Here is a 16,721-nt window from a genome sequence, read left to right on the forward strand (position 1 = left end):
CCGGATTATTGCGCCATGGACACCATCGACGAGGCGATCATCCGCTGCGTGGTGCGCAACGCCCGCGCCACCTACGCCCAGATCGGCAAGGAGGCGGGCCTGTCCCCGTCCGCCGCGAAGCGCCGCCTCGACCGGCTGGTGGACTCCGGTGCCATCCGCGGCTTCACCGCGCTCGTCGACCCGCAGGCCCTGGCCTGGCACACCGAGGCGTATGTCGAGGTGTACTGCACCGGCAACCCGACCCCGGCCGAGTTGCTGCGCGCGCTGGACGGCATCCCCGAGGTCGTCGAGGCCTGCACGGTCTCCGGCGCGGCGGACGCGCTCCTCTACCTGCTGGCGCGGGACATCCCGCACCTGGAGCAGGCCATCCAGCGGGTGCGCGCCACCGCTCCGGTGGACCGGACGGAGAGCACGATCGTGCTCTCCAGGCTGCTCAGCCGGCCGCGGTTGTGACTCCGTCCCGCGGCCGGCCGGCAGTGCTGACCCGATCAGCCAACGGGTTTCGCGGCATCGCGGTCGGCGGCGTCGACGTCGACCAGAGCCAGCAGCTCCTGCACGTCACCGTCGCGGAAGACCCGGCGTTGCCGATCCGCACCGCAACCCTGCTCCTCCAGCAGCCGCAGACCCCGTTGCACGACGGGCAGGTCACCGTTCGCCTCGAAGATCGGCGTCAGGTCCCGCACCAGCGCGGTGAGCTGGTCGCGCACCGGAACCAGCTCGCCGGACAGCACGTCCGTCGTGCTGCCGTCGTAACCGTCCTTGGCCGCGCGCCAGCACGCCTGCTGCAACGTCTCCAGCGGCACCGGTTCGGCGGTCACCCCGCGGCCGACGTCCACCACGGCCCTGGCCACCAGCGCGCGGACGAGCGCCGCGAGCAGTGCCGCGTCGTCCACGCTCACGGCGACGTCGGCGACACGCACCTCGACCGTCGGCAGGTCGGTGGCGGGGCGGACGTCCCAGTAGACCATCGCGCGGTCCAGTGCCGTGCCCGCCTCGATCACCGCCTCGCACGCGTCCTCGTAGTCCTGCAACGCGGGGAAGAACGGCGGCGGGCCGGAGACCGGCCACCGCGACCACACCGTGGTGCGCCAGCTCGCGAACCCGGTGTCCTCGCCGCCGGAGAACGGTGAGTTCGCGGTGAGCGCGGCCAGCACCGGCAGGTAGGGCCGCACGTGGTTGCACACCTGCACGGCGGTTTCCTTGTCCGGCACGGCGACGTGCACGTGGCAGCCGCAGATCAGCTGCTGCTCGGCCAGCACCCCGAACTGCTCGGCGATCCGGAGGTAGCGCGCGCTGTCGGTGATCTCGCCCGTGCCGTCACCCAGCGGCGGCGCGCCGACGGACACGGCCCGGCACCCGGCCGCCCGTGCGGCGGCGGCGACCTTGCGGCGTGTCTCCAGCAGCTCGTCGCGCGCTTGTTCCACGTCGCGGCAGACAGAGGTGTTGATCTCGACCTGCGCGCCGGTCAGCTCGTGCTCCAGCTCGAGGCCGTGCTGCTCGCGTGCGATCGCGACGACCTCTTCTGCCCGGTTCACCGGCACACCGGTCTCCGGGTCGACGAGGAGGAACTCCTCCTCCACACCGACTGTCGGACTCCACATCCGCTCCGATGGCGGCTTCTCCACTGGCTCACCCGTCCCGCGCTCGTGAAACGGCCGCGCGGCAGACCCGCAGCGACCAGCGGCCGAATACCCTCCCGGGCCATCGCGAAAACCGCCGGATGACCCCCGTTCGGTGCAACCGGTCACGCCAAGTCAGCCCGCCATCCCCTCCCCTGCTGCTGACAGCATCTGCAAGTACCGCCAACCCATGATCAAATCGCCGCTGACCACCACCAACCGGTTCGCCGTCCGCTGAACCAGTCCTGAGGCAGCCGGGCGGGCGGAGGGCGAACCTGGCTAGCGAGGGGTGCCGCCCAACGCGCCGGTTACGGCTTGCACGAGCAGTTGCGGGCGTGAACCAGCCGCCACGAGGTCCGGTGCGTCGTCGGGCAGCCGGTTCACCTCGTGCACCAGCGCCAGGAACACCTGCCGACACCAGTCGGCGCCGGTGGCGGTGATGTCGCCCGCCGCGCGCAGCCGGGCGAAGACCTGTTCGAGCCCGGCCGCGACCTCCGGGCTCAGGCCGTCCCGGCAGCCGTCCGACTGGCCCATCAGCTCCATCGCGAACCGGTGGCTCACCTTGAGCTCGAAGAGGATCTCGGTGAGCCGCAGGAACACCACGAGCGGCGCGGCGGTGTCCATCCTGGACTGGTCGAGCGCGCTGAGGTAGCGCTGGTTGAGCTGGTCGGTCAACGCGTCGAGCAACGCCTGGCGGGAGGCGAACCGGCGGTGGACGGTGGCGCGCGTGAGCCCCGCGGCCTCGCCGATGCGTTCCAGCGACGCCGCCGGATCGGCGGCCAGGACCTCCGCGGCCGCCGCGAGGATCCGCGCGGTGTTGTTCTCCGCGTCGGCCCGCAGTCGTCGCGCCCCCGTGGACGTGCTCATGTGCCTGCCCCTCTCGTCACCGCAAACGATACGACACTGTCGCAGTTGTTGCGCTAAGTGCGACAGGTGTGTATCACTTGAAAGGGATCACCACAGAGAGGACCCACGTCATGGACCTGCAGCTCGAAGGCAAGCGCGTGCTCGTCACCGGCGCGAGCAAGGGCATCGGGCTCGCCGTCGTGCGCGCCTTCATCGCCGAGGGGGCGTCCGTCGTGGCAACGGCCCGGCGCGAGACCCCGGACCTCGCCGCCACCGGTGCCGTGTTCGTCCCCGCCGACCTGTCCACCCCGGACGGTCCCGCCCGGCTCGTCGAGGCCGTGCTCGCCCGCGACCCGCGGCTCGACGTGCTGGTCAACAACGCCGGCGGCGGCGATCGGGCGGAGGGCATGTTCGAGGACCCGTTCAGCGGCGACGACGACGCCTGGGCGACTGTGTTCGCGTTGAACCTCAACGCGGCCGTGCGCGCGACGCGGGCCGCACTGCCCGCACTCGCGAAGTCGCGCGGCGCGGTCGTGAACATCAGCTCCAGCAGCGCCCGCGACCCGCACACCGCGCCGCTGCCCTACGCCGCGGCCAAGGCGGCGCTCAACGCGTTCACCCGCGGTCTGGCCGAGGCAACGGGCCGGATGGGCGTGCGGATCAACGCCGTGACGCCCGGCGCCACCCGCACCGACCTGCTGGTCGGCGACGACGGGTACGCGGCCGGGATCGCCGAGCACCTCGGCGTCGAGCGCGACGCGTTCTTCCAGGGCCTGCCCGAGCAGCTGGGCATGGTCACCGGCGACCTGATCGACCCGAGTGAGATCGCCCGCGCGGTCGTGCTGCTGTCGTCCCCGACGATGCCGAGCGCCGTCGGGTCGAACTGGGCCGTCCACGGCGGGCAGCTGAAGACCGCCTGACACCCGCCCCGGCCAGTTGCCTTTCTAGAAAGCTATATTGAAAGGCAACTGGTCGAGGAGGACATGTGGAGACGGACCTGGTGGGCGGGGTGGTGGCGTGGTGGCAGCGCCACGCCCCGGAGCTGCCGGCGCAGACGATCGAGCTCACCAAGCGGGTAGCACGGCTGCACGCGCTCACGGACCGCGTCACGGTCGCCGTGCTGAGCCGGTTCGACCTGAGCCGTGCCGAGTACGACGTGCTCGGCACGCTCCTGACGGCGGACCGCCCGACGCTGAAGCCGTCGGAGCTGTCGGCACGGCTGCTGCTCACGACCGGCGGGCTGAGCAACGTGCTGCGGTCGCTGGAACGGCGCGGGCTCACCGTTCCGGCCTCGGACGCGACGGACGGCCGCAGCAAGCGCATCGCGTTGACCCGGCAGGGCACCGAACTGGCCGAGGAGGTCGTCCGCGCGGTCGTCGCCGCCCAGCACGAGCTGGTCGGCAAGGCGGACCCCGCGGACGTGCGGGCCGCCGTGGCCGCGCTCACGGCCCTGCTCGCGGCGACGGAGGCGTGACATGTCCCGGTTCACGATCACCAACATCCACCCGTTCACCGCGGCGCACACCTTCGGCCCGCTCGGTTCGGTGACCGTCGACAACGGCGTGATCACCGGAAGCACCGGTGGTGGCGAGCTCGTCGACGGACGGGGCGGTTACCTGCTGCCCGGCCTGATCGACACGCACGTCCACATCGGACACGCCGACGAGCTCACCACCGCGCTGCACTGGGGCGTCACCACCGCGCTCGACATGGGGTCGAAGCGGTGGGACGACCTGAGGTCGTTGCGCGACACCGAGTCCGACACCCGAGCCGACGTCCGCGGCGTCTCCCACCCCGCGTGTGCCGTGCGCGGCACCGCCGTGCGCAAGATGGGTTTCCCGGCCTCCACCGCGGTGCGGGGTCCCTTCGACGCCGCCCGCTGGGTGGCTGAACGCCTGCGGCAGGACCCGGACTACCTGAAGGTCGTGCTGGAGGAGCGGCTGCTGCCGTTCCAGCCAAGGCCGCTCAGCCAGGACACCGTCACCGCCCTCGTCGCGGAGGCCCACCGCGCCGGGAAGAAGGTGGTCGTCCACGCCGCCTCACCGCAGGCCTACGCCACCGCGCTCGCCGCCGGGGCCGACGTCATCACGCACGCCCCCGTCAGCGCCGCGCTCCCCGCCGACCTGGCCGGCCGGATCGCCGCCGCGGGAACGGCCGTGTCCCCCACGATGGTCATGATGCGAACGGCTCTGGAGAACCTCTGCGTGCCGTTCAAGCCGAAGTCGCTGCACTTCGGCCAGACCGTCGCCTCGACCACCGCCCTGCACACCGCCGGGGTGCCGATCGTCCTCGGCACGGACGCGAACGCCGACCCGAGCTCGCCCGCCAGGGTCGCCCACGGCAGCGCGGTCCACGAGGAGCTCGCCCTGCTGGTGTCCGCCGGGCTCACCCCGGCCGACGCGCTCGCGGCCGCGACCTCCCGGGCCGCGACCACGTTCGGCCTGCACGACCGCGGGGTCATCGCCGCGGGCAAACGCGCGGACCTCCTGCTGGTCGCCCGCGATCCCACGCGGGACATCAGCGCCACCCGCGAGATCGCCGGGGTGTGGAAGCGCGGGGTCGCCGTACCGCGCTGACCCCTACTCCCGCCCCTCCTGCGCGCGGCGCTCCCGGAAGGCGATCATGTTCATCCGGTTGCCGCACCGCACGCTGCAGAACCGCTTGAGCCCGTTGCGCGACAGGTCGAGCAGCAGACCGGCGCAGTCGTCGGCCGCGCAGATCCGCAGCCGGTCCACCTCGTCCATCCGGATCACGTCGATGAGGGCGAGCGCGGCCTCCACGCGGATCCGTTCCGCGAGCGGCGAGCCGGGTTCGGTGGCGTGCATGTGCCAGTCCTGCGTGTCGTGCCGCACGAGGTGAGGCAGCGCCTTGGCGTCGCGCAGCATCTTGTTGACGACCTCGACGGCGTCGTCACGGCTGAGCGTCCACGCGTGCCGCAGCTGCGCCCGCGCCTCCTGCACCTCCCGCAGCTCGGCCTCGTCGCGGTCGATGCGGCCGGTGAACCCGACGCGGGTCACCAGTTCCGAGAGCTGCTCGACCGTGGCCAGTTCGTCGGCACCGCTGCGGGACGCCGACGGGTCGGTGTTGCACAGGTCCACGACGAAGGCGAGCGACACCTCCGTGTCAGGGGCAAAACGCAAATTGACTCCTTACCCGAAGCGGCTTAGCGTCAGGGGCATCGGCCAGGTTAGGCCATGACAACGCTCGGAAGCCGGGAGGCGCGCATGGGAGTCCCGTCGAAGTCCACGGGTCTGATCGCGGCAGCGGTCTCGTTCCTCTCCTTCGGCACCTCCGGGGCGTTCGTCAAGCCGCTGCTGGACAACGGCTGGTCGCCGACCGCGGCGGTCACGGCCCGCGCGCTCACCGCCGGGCTGGTGCTGCTGCCGTTCGTGCTGCTCTCGCTGCGCGGCCGGTGGTCGTCGCTGGTGCGCGCCCGGTGGTCCGTGGTGGGCATGGGCGTGGTCGGCGTGGCGGTCACGCAGGTGCTGTACTTCGCGGCGATCCAGCGCATCCCGGTGGCGACGGCGCTGCTGATCGAGTTCCTCGCGCCGATCATCCTCGTCGGGTTCACCTGGGCGGTCAGCCGCCGCACACCCGCACCCGTCGTCCTCGTCGGCTCGGTGCTCGCCGTCGGCGGCCTGGTGCTCGTGATCGGGCCCGGCGCGCTCCAGGCGGTGGACCCGGTCGGCGTCGCCGCTGCTTTCGGCGCGGCCATCGGCTGCTCGGTGTACTTCGTGATCGCCGCACGCCCCAACGAGGGGCTGCCGCCGGTCGCACTGGCCGGTGCGGGCCTGCTGCTCGCCGTGCCGGTGCTGGCACTGGTCGGCGCCACCGGTCTGCTGCCGTTCACGGCGACGTTCGGCGACCTGCCGCTGTTCGGCACGAGCACGCCGTGGTGGGCGCCGCTGCTCGTCGTCGCGGTCGTCGGCACCGCACTGGCCTACGCGAGCGGCATCACGGCGTCCGGCATCCTCGGCTCGCGGCTGGCGTCGTTCATCGCGCTGCTGGAGGTCGTGTCGGCGTCGGTGTTCGCCTGGCTGCTGCTCGGCCAGGGCCTGTCCCCGCTGCAGCTCGCCGGTGGCGCGCTGATCCTCGCCGGGATCGCTGCGGTCCGCGCGGAACGGGAGCGGGTGGAGCCGGTCGCGGTGCCCGCGGTCGGTGCCGCGACCCCCTAGAACGGCGGATCGGTGCGCAGACGGCCGTGCACGTGCATGTCGTGCCAGCCGTCCGCGTGCCGGGCGGCTCCGCGTTCCGTTCCCTCGACGGCGAACCCCAGCTTCGCGGCCACCCGGCACGACGCGGAGTTGGCCGTCGAGTGCTGCAGCACCAGCCGGTGCAGGCCGAGCACGTCGAACGACCACCGCGCCACCGCCCGCGTCGCGCGCACCGCGACCCCGGCACCGCGCGCTTCGGGCACCACCCAGTACGACAGGTGCGCCGACGCGACACCCAGCGAGATCATGCGCAAGCCGACCTGCCCGACCGGTCGGTCGTCGGCCCGGCCGGCCACCGCCCAGCTGCCGTCGGTCTCGGCCTCCCACCGCCGCGCCCACTCCCCGACCCACGCGCGGGCCTCGGCGAGCCCGTCCATCCGCCGCACGTGCCACCGCTGGACGTCCGGGCAGTCGAACGCCCTTTTCACGACGTCGGCGTCAGCGGCCAGCCACGGGCGCAGCACCAGGCCGTCGTCGAGGTCGAGGTGCGGTTGAGCGAGGGCGCGCAGGGAGCCCGCGGACCGGGCGGGACCGACCAGGGAAGGCACGCGGCCATCCTCGCACCGACGCACCGGCGCAGCAGCCCGATCCGGCCCGGCGGATTCACGACCGCCCACTTCCGCGAATTGGACAGGAATCGGCCAGTGAATTGACGAAATCAGCACCGGAACCGGCAGATTGCGGCAATTTCCGACGGTCCGGTTGACCTCGCTGATCGACACCCGGTACCGATGGGACGACAGCTCAGCGAAACCGAGTCGGGAGAACCGTGAGAAGAATTCAACGAATAGTCGCAGCGGTGCTGCTGGTCGGGGGAACCCTCGCCGGAACCGCCGCACCAGCCGCAGCGGGCGGTGGCGTCGACATCAACGGGTGGTGCGTGGCCACCTTCCAGAACCCGTGGCACGCGGAACTCGTCCATTTCCACGTCTTCGGCTGGGCCTGCCAGTACGGCCAGGACCCGGGCGGCCGTCAATCCGTCGACATGAACGCGGCGTGCCGCCGCACTTACGGGTCGAACAGCACGGCGGGCTACACGAGCTACAACAACCCGTATTCCTGGTACTGCACGTGACGCGCCGGTCCGGTGGCGCGGAACACGCCACCGGACCGCCGGGATCACCGCCAGCCGAGCTCCGGCGCCACGTGCAGCAGGATGTTCTCCACCACGTGCGCGCTGTAGTCCACGCCCAGCTGGTTCGGCACGGTCAGCAGCAGCGTGTCGGCCTCGGCGATGGCCTCGTCCTCGGCCAGCTGCTTCGCGAGCACGTCCGGCTCGGCGGCGTACGAGCGGCCGAAGATGGCCTTGTTCGGGCCGTCGATGAAGCCGATCTGGTCGCGGCTCTCGCCGTCGTCACCGAAGTACATGTGGTCGAGGTCGGTGGTGAGCGCGAAGATGCTGCGCGACACCGAGACGCGGGGTTCGCGGTCCCAGCCGGCCTCGGTCCACGCCTTGCGGAACGCGCGGATCTGGTCGGCCTGCTGCACGTGGAACGGTGCGCCGCCCTCGTCGAACTTCAGGGTCGAGCTCATCAGGTTCATGCCCTGCTCGGCCGCCCACACCGCGGTGCCGTTCGAGCCGGCGCCCCACCAGATGCGGTCGCGCAGGCCCGGCGAGTGCGGTTCCAGGCGCAGCAGGCCGGGCGGGTTCGGGAACATCGGGCGCGGGTTGGGGCGTGCGAAGCCCTCGCCCTCCAGCACCTTGAGGAACACCTCGGCGTGCTTGCGGGCCATGTCGGCCTCGGTCTCGCCCTCGGCGGGCTGGTAGCCGAAGTACCGCCAGCCGTCCACGACCTGCTCGGGCGATCCGCGGGAGATGCCGAGCTGCAGCCTGCCGCCGGAGATCAGGTCGGCGGCGCCCGCGTCCTCCACCATGTACATGGGGTTCTCGTAGCGCATGTCGATCACGCCGGTGCCGATCTCGATGCGCTCGGTCTTGGCGCCGATCGCCGCGAGCAGCGGGAACGGCGACGCGAGCTGCTGCGCGAAGTGGTGCACGCGGAAGTAGGCGCCGTCGGCACCCAGCTCCTCGGCCGCCACCGCGAGGTCGATCGACTGCAGCAGCGTGTCCGCCGCGGACCTCGTCTGCGAGTGCGGGCTGTCCGACCAGTGCCCGAACGACAGAAAACCGATCTTCTTCATGTCCTGCCCAACACTTCCGTCCGGTAGCCGGTGCACGGCGGGCTTCCGCCTGTGCCACGGGAACGTGCACCGGCGCGCGGGCATTCCCCGTGCGGCGCGGTGGTGCCCGATCTCACCGCCGCACCGGCAGCGGGACCGTGTCGCCGCGGGGCACCACCCGCACGTCCAGGCCGGTGCCGCGCCGGGCGATCTCCGCGGTGAAGTCGGACAGCGGCGACTTCATCACCCCGTACTCCTCGTAGTGCACGGGGACGGTGGTGCGCGGCGAGAGCAGCTCCACCAGGTCGGCGCCCTGCTCGCCGTCCATGGTGAGCAGCACGCCGAGGACCTTGGTGCCGCCCAGGTGCACGACCGCCAGGTCGATGTCGGCGAAGCGGTCGCGGATCTGCCGCAGTGAGGAGTGCACGAGCGTGTCGCCGCTGAGGTACACGCGGAACGGCCGCCCGCCGGCCTCCTGGTACTCCAGCATGGTTCCCATGACCGGAGGCAGCAGGTGGCCCACCGCTCCCAGCGCGTGCCGGCCGGGCAACGAGGTGATGGTCAGCCGCGCCGTGCCGCGGGTCAGCGTCGTCGTCTCCCACGTGCGCAACGGCTGCGCCTCGCGGAAACCTCGCCGTGCCAGGCGTTTCGCCGCGTGTGGTGTGGTGAGCACCGGCAGGTCGCGGGCCAGCTCCCGGCTCGCCACCCGGTCGAAGTGGTCGCCGTGCAGGTGCGACAGCACCACGGCGTCCAGCTCGGGCAGGTCGGCGATCTCGACGGCCGGGTCGGTGAGCCGGCGCGACACCACGCCCTGCCCGATGTGCGTCCACTGTCCCTTGTGGAGGAAGTTGGGGTCGGTCAGCAGCGTGAACGGCCCCAGCCGCAGCACCGTCGTGGCGTTGCCGATGAAGTGCAGCGAGCCGGTCACCGGTCAGCCCCGGTCCGGGTCGTCGCTCACCGAGTAGTCGGAGAGACCGACGTTCCCGGTCGGGTTCGGCTCCGGGTGCGCCGACCCGGAGCCGCTGCGGCCCGGCACGGTCTCCGCCTCGTCCACCACGTCCGTCCCCGCCTCCTGCAACGAGGTCCGGCTGGCGTTGTCGTAGTCCTGCTCCGCGTTGTCACGCCGTTCAGTGGTCATACCGCTCGGCTACCCGGTCCCGGCGCGGATGAACGTGCGTCAGGGGCTGTGCCGGATCGCCACCAGCGCGATGTCGTCGGTCGCCGGCTGGTCACCGACCATCGTCGCCATCACCTGGATGCACAGCTCTTCCGGCTCCAGCGGTGTCACGACGCCGCGCAGCCGCTCCAGACCGTCGTCGAGGTCCTGGTCGCGCCGCTCGACGAGCCCGTCGGTGTAGAGCACGACCAGCGACCCCGGCGCCAGCTCCACCTCGGTGGCGCGGCGGCCGGAGCTGCCCAGGTCGAAGCCGACCGGCGGTCCCACCGGGACGTCGGCGAAGCGGGCCTCCGCACCCGGCTGCGCGATCACCGGGGGCAGGTGGCCGGCCACGGCGAGGCTCATGTGGTGCGTCGCCGTGTCGATGACGGCGTAGGCGACGGTGGCCATGGTCTCGTGCTCGAAGTGGCTCGCCTTCCGGTCGAGCTTGGCCAGCACGACCGCGGGATCGGCGTACTCCAGCGCGTAGGCGCGCAACGCGCTGCGCAACCGTCCCATCACGACGGCCGCCTTCAGGCCGTTGCCGACGACGTCGCCGATCACCACGCCCATCCGCCCGCCGGGCAGGTCGAACACGTCGTACCAGTCGCCGCCGACGCCGCTCTCCGCGCCCGGGACGTACCGTGCGGCCAGCTCCCAGCCCTCGGTGCTCGGCAGCCGAGCCGGGAGAAGGCTTTCCTGCAGCAGTGTCGCGGCGGCGCGTTCGGACCGGAAGCGGTTCACGTAGACGGCCACGGCGAGGCGGTCGGCGATCAGCTGCAGGGCGTCGACCTCCTCCTCCGAGAAGGTGTCGGCGGTGGTGCGGCCGACGTGCACGACGCCGGTCAGCTCGCCCTCGGCGATCATCGCGACGCCGAGCATGACCTGCAGGCCGTGCTCCCACAGCAGCGGGTTGACCACAGTGGACGGGTCGACGTGCTCGATCTGCAGCGGCAGCCGGGACTGGGCGACGCGACCGGCGAAACCCCTGCCGACCGCAACGCGCGCGCCCTGGAAGACCTCCTCGTCCAGACCGGAGCTAGCCCGCGCCACCAGCTGGGTGCCGCTGCGGTCCACGAGCAGCACGGTGGTGGTGTCGGCCGAGAGCAGCTCGCGGGTGCGGTCCAGCAGGACGTGCAGGACCTTGTCGAGGTCGAGCTCCTTGAGCGCTCCGTCGGTGATGGCGTCGAGGACGCGCATCCGCAACGACGTCCTGTCCTCCGCCATCCCACCTCCGTCTCGCAGTGCGACGGACAGTTTCCCACGTCTGGCGGAGTCGTGCGGCGAGCCGACCCGGTCTGATCATCGCAAACCGGTTCAAAATCAACTACCACCAGGTTTAGCCGCTGATCACACTCTCCTTCGCAGCCCGTGCAAGCGCTCCCGCCAACCGGCGCGTCCTGGTCTGCACCGCGGGGCTGAGGTCGTGGTGCGCGGTGAGGACGACCTCGGTGGCGCCGGCTTCGACGTAGCGGCGCAGCCCCTCTGCGACGGTGTCCTCGTCGCCGAGCAGTGCCAGCTCCTCCGGTCGTTCGGTGCCGTTCAGCTCGAGAACGCGGCGGTAAGAGGCGAACTGCGGGTAGAAGGACAGGCCGTCAGCCATGGTGCGGAGGTCCCGCCGGTCGGTGGTGACGGCGGCGGGGACGAGCGCCACGACGCGGGGAGCCGGCCTGCCCGCCGCTGCCGCGGCGGCGGTGACGGCGGGCACGATGTGCTCGGCGAGCACCTTGGGCCCCGCGAGGTACGGCACGGTCCCGTCGGCCAGCTCGCCGGTGACGCGCAGGGCCCGCGGTGCCATGGCGGCCACGAGCAACGGGGTCCGCGTCGCACCGGGGACGTGGGTCGGCAGCAGCGACCGCGCGGTGAGCAGCTCGCCCTCGTGCTGGGTGGGTTCGCCGCGCAGCAACGGGCCGAGTGCGGTCAGGAACTCGCGCAGCCGGGTCACCGGCCGTTCCCACGGCAACCCGAACGCCTGCTCGACGATCGGCGGCGCGCCCAGTGCGACCGCGAGGTGGAAGCGGCCGCGGGTGGCCGCCTGCGCGGTCTGGGCCTGGCTGCCCACCAGCAGCGGGTGCCGTGCGAACACCGGCACCGCGGAGACCCCGACGTCGATGCCCGGCACCTGCACGCCCACCAGCCCGGCCAGGCCGATGGCGTCGTAGTCGAGCCGCTGCCCCAGCCACACCGAGTCGGCGCCGAACCCGGCGGCCTCGCGAGCCTCGTCCACGGCGGCCGCCACCAGGTCGTCCCCGCCCGTACCGGCCAACGTGACCCCGTACCGCACCGCTTGTGAAGTGATCGACATGCACCCATGTCACCCCCGGCGGCGGCCCCCGGCGCGCGTGATGCCCGTCAACCCGACCGGCGATGCCTGCGGGGCATCACCCTGGCCAGCAGCTTCCCGGTTCCGGGGCAGTGCTCCCTCGTCACGGCGAGGAACGCGGCCAGCGGCGGTGACCCGTCGGTGGAGCGGAACGCCATGGTGAGGTCGGGCAGCCGCAGCACCGGGTCGACCTCCACGACGACGGTCTCCGGCCGGGCCAGGCGCCGCGCGCTCGACGGCAGCAGCCCCACCCCCAGCCCGCAGGCGGCCAGGCCGATGACGGTGTGCACGTCCCGCGTCGCGGTGACCCCGCAGGAGGCGCCGAGCAGCGGTGCCAGCACCCGCGCCGCGGCGGGTTCGTCGGCGGCCGACGACGCGATGAGCGGCTGACCGCGCAGCTGCTCTGCGGAGACGGCGGGCAGCCCGGCGAACGGGTGGCCCCGGTGGCACACCAGCACGAGGTGGTCGCCGGCGACCGGCACGGAGGTCAGCAGCTCGGCGCCGTCCCCGGCCGGCGCACCGCGGCAGAACGCCAGGTCGACCTCACCCGCGCGCAACGCAGCCGCGCCCTGCGCCGTCGACAGCTCACGGCACTCCAGGCCCACTCCGGGGTGCACCGACCGGAACCGCGCCAGCAGCGAGGGCAGCAGCTCGACCAACGCCTCCCCCACGAACCCGAGCCGCAGCGACCCGGTCTGGCCGCGGGCAGCCCGCCGCGCCTCGGTCGCCCCGGCCTCGACCTGCTCCAGCACCTGCCGGGCGTGCACGACGTAGACCTCGCCCGCGGCGGTCGGCACCACGCCGCGGGCGGTCCGTTCGAACAAAGCCGTGCCGAGCTCGCGTTCGACCGCGCCCACCTGCCGCGACAGCGAGGGCTGGGTCATCCCGAGCGCGTGCGCCGCGCGCCGGAAGTGGCGGTGCTCGGCGACCGCCACGACGTACCGCAGTTGTCGCAACTCCACACCGTCCAGCCAACCACCTCGATGCCCACGGGGCATCGGCTACGGGTAGTAGCCCTCCACCGGCATCTTCGCCTCGTCGTAGAGGTGCGGGCCGTCGTTCGGCACGGCGGCGAACCCGCCCGTCGTCTTCAGCCCGTTGAGCTGCTCGGTGGACAGCGCGAACACGACGTTCCCGATGCCCGAGCGGGCCAGCGCCCCCGCGCACATCCCGCACGGCTCGCAGGAGGTGTACATCGTGGTCCCGGCCGCCGTGTCCGCGTCGAGCGACCGCGCGGCCCACCTGGCCAGCTTGAGCTCGGGGTGCGCGGTGATGTCGTCGTCGGTCAGGCAGGTGTTGCGCTCCTCGGCGAGCACCGACCCGTCCGGGCCGACCAGCAGCGACCCGAACGGCGGGTTGCCGCCCGCCCGTGCCTCGGCCGCCAGTGCGAGCGCCCGCCGCAGATGCTCCTCGTTCACCGGAACTCCTTCCGTACCGCTGCCAGTGCGTGCCACGCGGCCTCGGGCCGCCGCGTCTCCTCGGGGTCGCCGATGAACGGGTCGAGGACCACCGCGTGCGCGCCGTCGGCCCGCAGCCTTTCCAGGTCCGCGACGACCTGCTCGACGGTGCCCTCCCCCAGCCGCCGTTCCGCCGGCGGGTCGTCGGTCAGCCGGAGCAGGACCCGCGGCGCCAGACCGGGCACCGGCCGGTCCTGCTCGGCAGCCGTCTTCTTCAACCGCGCCAACGACTCCTGCCACCCGTCCGGTGTCTGCCGCAGCGGGTGCCACGCGTCACCGAGCCGGACCACGCGGCGCAACGCCCCGTCGCTGTGCCCGCCCACCCAGATCGGGATGTGCCCTGCGCGGTAGCCGTCGTCCTCCCACGCCGCGCGCACGGCCGTGATCAGCTCGTCGGTGAGCTCGCCCCTGCGCCCGAACTCGACGCCCAGCGCCGCGAACTCCTGGCGCGCCCAGCCGATCCCGACGCCGAGCACGAGCCGCCCGCCGCTGAGGTCGGCGAGGTTCGCCGCCATCCGCGCGACCAGCAGCGGGTGCCGGTAGGGCGCGATGAGCACGGTCGTGCCGAGGGTGATCCGCTCGGTCACCCCGGCGAGCCAGGACAGGGTGGTGAACGGCTCGTAGAACGGCGCCGGGTACTGCTCGGCCACGTCCGGCGTCACCGCCACGTGGTCGGACACCATGAGCAGGTCGAAGCCCAGGCCCTCCACCGTCCGCGCCCAGTCGCGCAGCACGGCCGGGCTGGTGCCGGGGCCGAAGTTGGGGACGTTCACGCCGATCAACACGTGATCAAGGCTAGGCCGTCGGACCGAGTCCGCTGAAGGGGATCTTCACGGCATCTGCGCGGTCCGGCCGTGGATTTCCCGCTACATTCGCCGGATGACCGAGACGCTCGACGCGACCGACTGGGCGATCCTCGCCGAGCTGCAGCGCGACGGCCGCGTGCCGATCACCGAGCTCGGGCGCCGCGTCAGCCTCAGCGCCTCGGCCACGACCGAACGCGTGAAGCGGCTGGAGGGCGCCGGGGTCATCACCGGCTACCGGGCCACCGTCGACCTCGCCAGCACGGGCTACGGTGTGCTGGCCGTGGTGCGCCTGAAGTACCCCGGCAGCCGGCACCAGCCGCTGCACCGGTTCCTCGCCGAGCGGCCGGAGGTGCTGGAGTGCCTGCGCACCACCGGCGAGGACTGCTACACCCTCAAGGTCGCCGCCACGTCGATGCCGCACCTGGAGCGGGTGGTCGACGAGCTGATGGCGTTCGGCAGCACCACCACCAGCATCGTCTACAGCCAGACCATGACCTACCGCGGTGTGAGCGCGCCACCCGCGGTGCCGTGACGAGTCCCGTTGCGGCACAACGGGAGCGGTCGGGTGTCAGAAGTGGTCGGTGCTCGTCAGCTCGTGCTCGAAGGCGTCGGCGCGGGCGACCAGGAGGGTCAGCGGCCGGCCGAACTCCTCCTGCACGCTGAGGTGCTCCAGCGGGATCGTGTGCTTGAGCAGCGCCACCCCGTCCACCACGGCCGCGCCGCCGACGTCCACCCCGCCGGCCAGCTCGAGCAGCCGCCGCAGGTCGATCTCGTCCGCGCGGCCGACGGCGGAGGAGATCTCCAGCCACTGCGCGCCGTCGAGGTCGGGCAGGTGGTGCACCGTGACCTGCTGGGACCGGCCGTCCTCGGTGTCGAGGCGGAACCGCAGCCACGCGTCCTGCTCCTCCAGCACCTCGTAGCGCAGCCGCACGTAGCTGACGACCTCGGCCCACGACGTCATGTCCCCGAACCCCTCACACCTCGCTGATCCACCGACCGCCACCGTAGTGCCCGCGGAGGGCGGTCGTTGCGGATATGCGCGGATCTTCATCCCGCATGTCGCCGCGGCCGGGCCGCCGGTCCGGTGTTCGTGGATCATCGGTGGTGTACCCGTGCCGGGAAAGGGGTGGAAGGTGACCGAGTCCGTCCTCCAGCTGCTGCGCGACCGCAAGCGGCAAGGGAGCACACCGGGCAACCGCGCGGACGACGCACGCCTCGTGCTGCTGATCGAGGGCGGGAGCTCGCGCGGCGCGTACTCGAGCGGCATGACCGTCGCGATCGAACAGCTCGGGCTGCTGCCGGCGTTCGACGCGGTCTACGGCAGCTCGGCGGGCTCGTTGAACGGTGCGTGGCTGTTGTGCGGGCGTGCCGACAGCAGCAAACACGCCTGGTGGGACCCCGCGGTCATGCGGACGACCATCAACCCGATGCGCGCGCTGCGCCGGTTGCCCGTCGTGGACACCCAGCACCTCGTGCACACCATCTACACCCAGGTCGTGCCGATGGGCTTCCAGGACATCCTGGACAACCCCGTCGAGTTCCACCCGATGACCACCGACGCCCTCACCGGCGAGTCCACCGACCTGCACGAGCGGATCCACGACGTGCCGAGCCTGCAGGCCGCGCTGCGGGCCTCGACCGCGATGCCGCTGCTGGCCGGCCCGCCGGTGGTGATCGACGGCCGTCCGTACGTCGACGCCGGCATGAGCGAGATGGTCCCGGTGCGCACCGCGCTGGCCCAGAAGGCCACGCACCTGGTCGTCCTGCGCACGGTCCGCTCCGACGAGGTGCCGATGCCGCCGACCCGCAGCGAACGGCTGGTGCTGCGGCGCTGGTTCGCCCGCCACGCACCGGGCGTCGTCGAGACCTTCCTGCGCCGCAAGGACGACCGGCTCGTCGAGGAGGCCGTGCTCGCCTCCCACCCCGCGTGCCTGCAGATCCGCCCGCCGCTCGGCAGCCTGCGCGTCGGCCGCACCGAACGCCGCCCCGCCGTGCTGCGCGCCGTCGTCGACATCGGCACCCGTGCCGCGGCCGACGCACTGGCCGCGAGCGTCCTGGAGTCGCACTGACGCAGCGTCGCCGACCTGGCACGACACGCAGCACTTCTGCGGACGGCAGTGCGCTCGGTGACCGGCCGATGGCCCTCTGTCCGCAGTGGACATTCGTTGCCCATGTGACA

The 16,721-nt window shown here is 72.4% G+C and carries 21 protein-coding genes; 8 read left to right on the plus strand and 13 right to left on the minus strand.

Features of this window, described 5'->3' with window-relative positions; all coding sequences use genetic code 11:
- The first annotated feature begins 15 nt into the window (after positions 1-15).
- Positions 16-453 carry an Lrp/AsnC ligand binding domain-containing protein gene (locus AB0A63_RS01710; RefSeq protein WP_360384166.1) on the plus strand — a complete coding sequence of 146 codons (438 nt, stop codon included), beginning with the start codon at positions 16-18 and terminating at the stop codon, positions 451-453.
- A 35-nt stretch (positions 454-488) separates the two neighbouring features.
- Here the strand turns inward: AB0A63_RS01710 and AB0A63_RS01715 are convergent, their stop codons facing one another.
- Together AB0A63_RS01715 and AB0A63_RS01720 are read right to left on the minus strand one after the other, a co-directional pair.
- Positions 489-1,601 carry a glutamate--cysteine ligase gene (locus AB0A63_RS01715; RefSeq protein ID WP_360384168.1) on the minus strand — a complete coding sequence of 371 codons (1,113 nt, stop codon included), beginning with the start codon at positions 1,599-1,601 and terminating at the stop codon, positions 489-491.
- A gap of 297 nt (positions 1,602-1,898) precedes the next feature.
- Positions 1,899-2,486 carry a TetR/AcrR family transcriptional regulator gene (locus AB0A63_RS01720; RefSeq protein ID WP_360384170.1) on the minus strand — a complete coding sequence of 196 codons (588 nt, stop codon included), beginning with the start codon at positions 2,484-2,486 and terminating at the stop codon, positions 1,899-1,901.
- Between the two features lie 110 nt (positions 2,487-2,596).
- Between AB0A63_RS01720 and AB0A63_RS01725 the strand changes: the two genes are divergently transcribed.
- The 3 genes from AB0A63_RS01725 to AB0A63_RS01735 all read left to right on the plus strand — a co-directional run bounded on the left by AB0A63_RS01725 (position 2,597) and on the right by AB0A63_RS01735 (position 5,041).
- Complete coding sequence (locus tag AB0A63_RS01725) at positions 2,597-3,385, plus strand: SDR family NAD(P)-dependent oxidoreductase (protein ID WP_360384172.1); 789 nt, start codon at positions 2,597-2,599, stop codon at positions 3,383-3,385.
- Between the two features lie 65 nt (positions 3,386-3,450).
- Positions 3,451-3,939, plus strand: a complete 489-nt coding sequence (locus tag AB0A63_RS01730) for a MarR family transcriptional regulator (protein ID WP_360384174.1) — start codon at positions 3,451-3,453, stop codon at positions 3,937-3,939.
- 1 nt (position 3,940) lies between these two features.
- The gene (locus tag AB0A63_RS01735; protein WP_360384176.1) at positions 3,941-5,041 is read left to right on the plus strand and encodes an amidohydrolase family protein; all 1,101 of its coding nucleotides are present in this window, start codon (positions 3,941-3,943) and stop codon (positions 5,039-5,041) included.
- A gap of 3 nt (positions 5,042-5,044) precedes the next feature.
- Here AB0A63_RS01735 and AB0A63_RS01740 read toward each other — a convergent pair whose 3' ends face one another.
- Positions 5,045-5,605 carry a CGNR zinc finger domain-containing protein gene (locus AB0A63_RS01740; protein WP_360384178.1) on the minus strand — a complete coding sequence of 187 codons (561 nt, stop codon included), beginning with the start codon at positions 5,603-5,605 and terminating at the stop codon, positions 5,045-5,047.
- 54 nt (positions 5,606-5,659) lie between these two features.
- Between AB0A63_RS01740 and AB0A63_RS01745 the strand changes: the two genes are divergently transcribed.
- Positions 5,660-6,640, plus strand: a complete 981-nt coding sequence (locus AB0A63_RS01745) for an EamA family transporter (protein WP_360384180.1) — start codon at positions 5,660-5,662, stop codon at positions 6,638-6,640.
- Here AB0A63_RS01745 and AB0A63_RS01750 read toward each other — a convergent pair.
- The gene (locus AB0A63_RS01750) at positions 6,637-7,227 is read right to left on the minus strand and encodes a GNAT family N-acetyltransferase (protein WP_360384182.1); all 591 of its coding nucleotides are present in this window, start codon (positions 7,225-7,227) and stop codon (positions 6,637-6,639) included. The two genes, AB0A63_RS01745 and AB0A63_RS01750, sit on opposite strands and share 4 nt — an antisense overlap.
- A 251-nt stretch (positions 7,228-7,478) precedes the next feature.
- On the opposite strand from AB0A63_RS01750, the gene AB0A63_RS01755 reads away from it, so the two are divergent.
- The gene (locus tag AB0A63_RS01755; protein ID WP_360384184.1) at positions 7,479-7,754 is read left to right on the plus strand and encodes a hypothetical protein; all 276 of its coding nucleotides are present in this window, start codon (positions 7,479-7,481) and stop codon (positions 7,752-7,754) included.
- A 44-nt stretch (positions 7,755-7,798) separates the two neighbouring features.
- Here the strand turns inward: AB0A63_RS01755 and AB0A63_RS01760 are convergent, their stop codons facing one another.
- The 8 genes from AB0A63_RS01760 to AB0A63_RS01795 form a co-directional block, all read right to left on the minus strand.
- The gene (locus AB0A63_RS01760; protein ID WP_360384186.1) at positions 7,799-8,821 is read right to left on the minus strand and encodes an LLM class flavin-dependent oxidoreductase; all 1,023 of its coding nucleotides are present in this window, start codon (positions 8,819-8,821) and stop codon (positions 7,799-7,801) included.
- 112 nt (positions 8,822-8,933) lie between these two features.
- Positions 8,934-9,728 carry an MBL fold metallo-hydrolase gene (locus tag AB0A63_RS01765; protein WP_360384188.1) on the minus strand — a complete coding sequence of 265 codons (795 nt, stop codon included), beginning with the start codon at positions 9,726-9,728 and terminating at the stop codon, positions 8,934-8,936.
- A gap of 3 nt (positions 9,729-9,731) precedes the next feature.
- Positions 9,732-9,938, minus strand: coding sequence for a hypothetical protein (locus AB0A63_RS01770; RefSeq protein WP_360384190.1), 207 nt, complete (start codon positions 9,936-9,938; stop codon positions 9,732-9,734).
- 39 nt (positions 9,939-9,977) lie between these two features.
- Positions 9,978-11,183, minus strand: coding sequence for a GAF domain-containing SpoIIE family protein phosphatase (locus AB0A63_RS01775; RefSeq protein WP_360384192.1), 1,206 nt, complete (start codon positions 11,181-11,183; stop codon positions 9,978-9,980).
- A 112-nt stretch (positions 11,184-11,295) separates the two neighbouring features.
- Positions 11,296-12,261 carry a TIGR03564 family F420-dependent LLM class oxidoreductase gene (locus AB0A63_RS01780; protein ID WP_360384194.1) on the minus strand — a complete coding sequence of 322 codons (966 nt, stop codon included), beginning with the start codon at positions 12,259-12,261 and terminating at the stop codon, positions 11,296-11,298.
- Positions 12,262-12,308: 47 nt separating this feature from the next.
- Positions 12,309-13,241 carry a LysR substrate-binding domain-containing protein gene (locus tag AB0A63_RS01785; RefSeq protein ID WP_360384196.1) on the minus strand — a complete coding sequence of 311 codons (933 nt, stop codon included), beginning with the start codon at positions 13,239-13,241 and terminating at the stop codon, positions 12,309-12,311.
- A 39-nt stretch (positions 13,242-13,280) separates the two neighbouring features.
- Positions 13,281-13,697 (minus strand): nucleoside deaminase, encoded by a 417-nt coding sequence (locus AB0A63_RS01790; protein ID WP_360384198.1) that lies wholly within the window; start codon positions 13,695-13,697, stop codon positions 13,281-13,283.
- Entirely contained in the window at positions 13,694-14,521 is an 828-nt protein-coding gene (locus tag AB0A63_RS01795) for an LLM class flavin-dependent oxidoreductase (protein WP_360384200.1), read from the minus strand. The genes AB0A63_RS01790 and AB0A63_RS01795 overlap by 4 nt, the downstream gene beginning before the upstream one ends.
- 94 nt (positions 14,522-14,615) lie before the next feature.
- Between AB0A63_RS01795 and AB0A63_RS01800 the strand changes: the two genes are divergently transcribed.
- The gene (locus AB0A63_RS01800) at positions 14,616-15,074 is read left to right on the plus strand and encodes an Lrp/AsnC family transcriptional regulator (protein ID WP_360384202.1); all 459 of its coding nucleotides are present in this window, start codon (positions 14,616-14,618) and stop codon (positions 15,072-15,074) included.
- 36 nt (positions 15,075-15,110) lie between these two features.
- On the opposite strand, the gene AB0A63_RS01805 is transcribed toward AB0A63_RS01800, so the two are convergent.
- Positions 15,111-15,503, minus strand: coding sequence for a hypothetical protein (locus AB0A63_RS01805; protein WP_360384204.1), 393 nt, complete (start codon positions 15,501-15,503; stop codon positions 15,111-15,113).
- A gap of 172 nt (positions 15,504-15,675) precedes the next feature.
- Between AB0A63_RS01805 and AB0A63_RS01810 the strand changes: the two genes are divergently transcribed.
- Positions 15,676-16,611: a patatin family protein gene (locus AB0A63_RS01810; RefSeq protein WP_360384206.1), complete on the plus strand. Its 936-nt coding sequence runs from the start codon at positions 15,676-15,678 to the stop codon at positions 16,609-16,611.
- Positions 16,612-16,721 lie beyond the last annotated feature (110 nt).

This window comes from Lentzea sp. NPDC042327 (assembly GCF_040647275.1).
Classification (GTDB): domain Bacteria; phylum Actinomycetota; class Actinomycetes; order Mycobacteriales; family Pseudonocardiaceae; genus Lentzea.

Coding starts and splice junctions, on each gene's coding strand:
- AB0A63_RS01710 (WP_360384166.1), top strand. CDS start 16: ATGGACACCATCGACGAGGCGATCATCCGCTGCGTGGTGCGCAACGCC.
- AB0A63_RS01715 (WP_360384168.1), bottom strand. CDS start 1,601: ATGTGGAGTCCGACAGTCGGTGTGGAGGAGGAGTTCCTCCTCGTCGAC.
- AB0A63_RS01720 (WP_360384170.1), bottom strand. CDS start 2,486: ATGAGCACGTCCACGGGGGCGCGACGACTGCGGGCCGACGCGGAGAAC.
- AB0A63_RS01725 (WP_360384172.1), top strand. CDS start 2,597: ATGGACCTGCAGCTCGAAGGCAAGCGCGTGCTCGTCACCGGCGCGAGC.
- AB0A63_RS01735 (WP_360384176.1), top strand. CDS start 3,941: ATGTCCCGGTTCACGATCACCAACATCCACCCGTTCACCGCGGCGCAC.
- AB0A63_RS01745 (WP_360384180.1), top strand. CDS start 5,660: ATGACAACGCTCGGAAGCCGGGAGGCGCGCATGGGAGTCCCGTCGAAG.
- AB0A63_RS01760 (WP_360384186.1), bottom strand. CDS start 8,821: ATGAAGAAGATCGGTTTTCTGTCGTTCGGGCACTGGTCGGACAGCCCG.
- AB0A63_RS01770 (WP_360384190.1), bottom strand. CDS start 9,938: ATGACCACTGAACGGCGTGACAACGCGGAGCAGGACTACGACAACGCC.
- AB0A63_RS01775 (WP_360384192.1), bottom strand. CDS start 11,183: ATGGCGGAGGACAGGACGTCGTTGCGGATGCGCGTCCTCGACGCCATC.
- AB0A63_RS01780 (WP_360384194.1), bottom strand. CDS start 12,261: ATGTCGATCACTTCACAAGCGGTGCGGTACGGGGTCACGTTGGCCGGT.
- AB0A63_RS01800 (WP_360384202.1), top strand. CDS start 14,616: ATGACCGAGACGCTCGACGCGACCGACTGGGCGATCCTCGCCGAGCTG.
- AB0A63_RS01805 (WP_360384204.1), bottom strand. CDS start 15,503: ATGACGTCGTGGGCCGAGGTCGTCAGCTACGTGCGGCTGCGCTACGAG.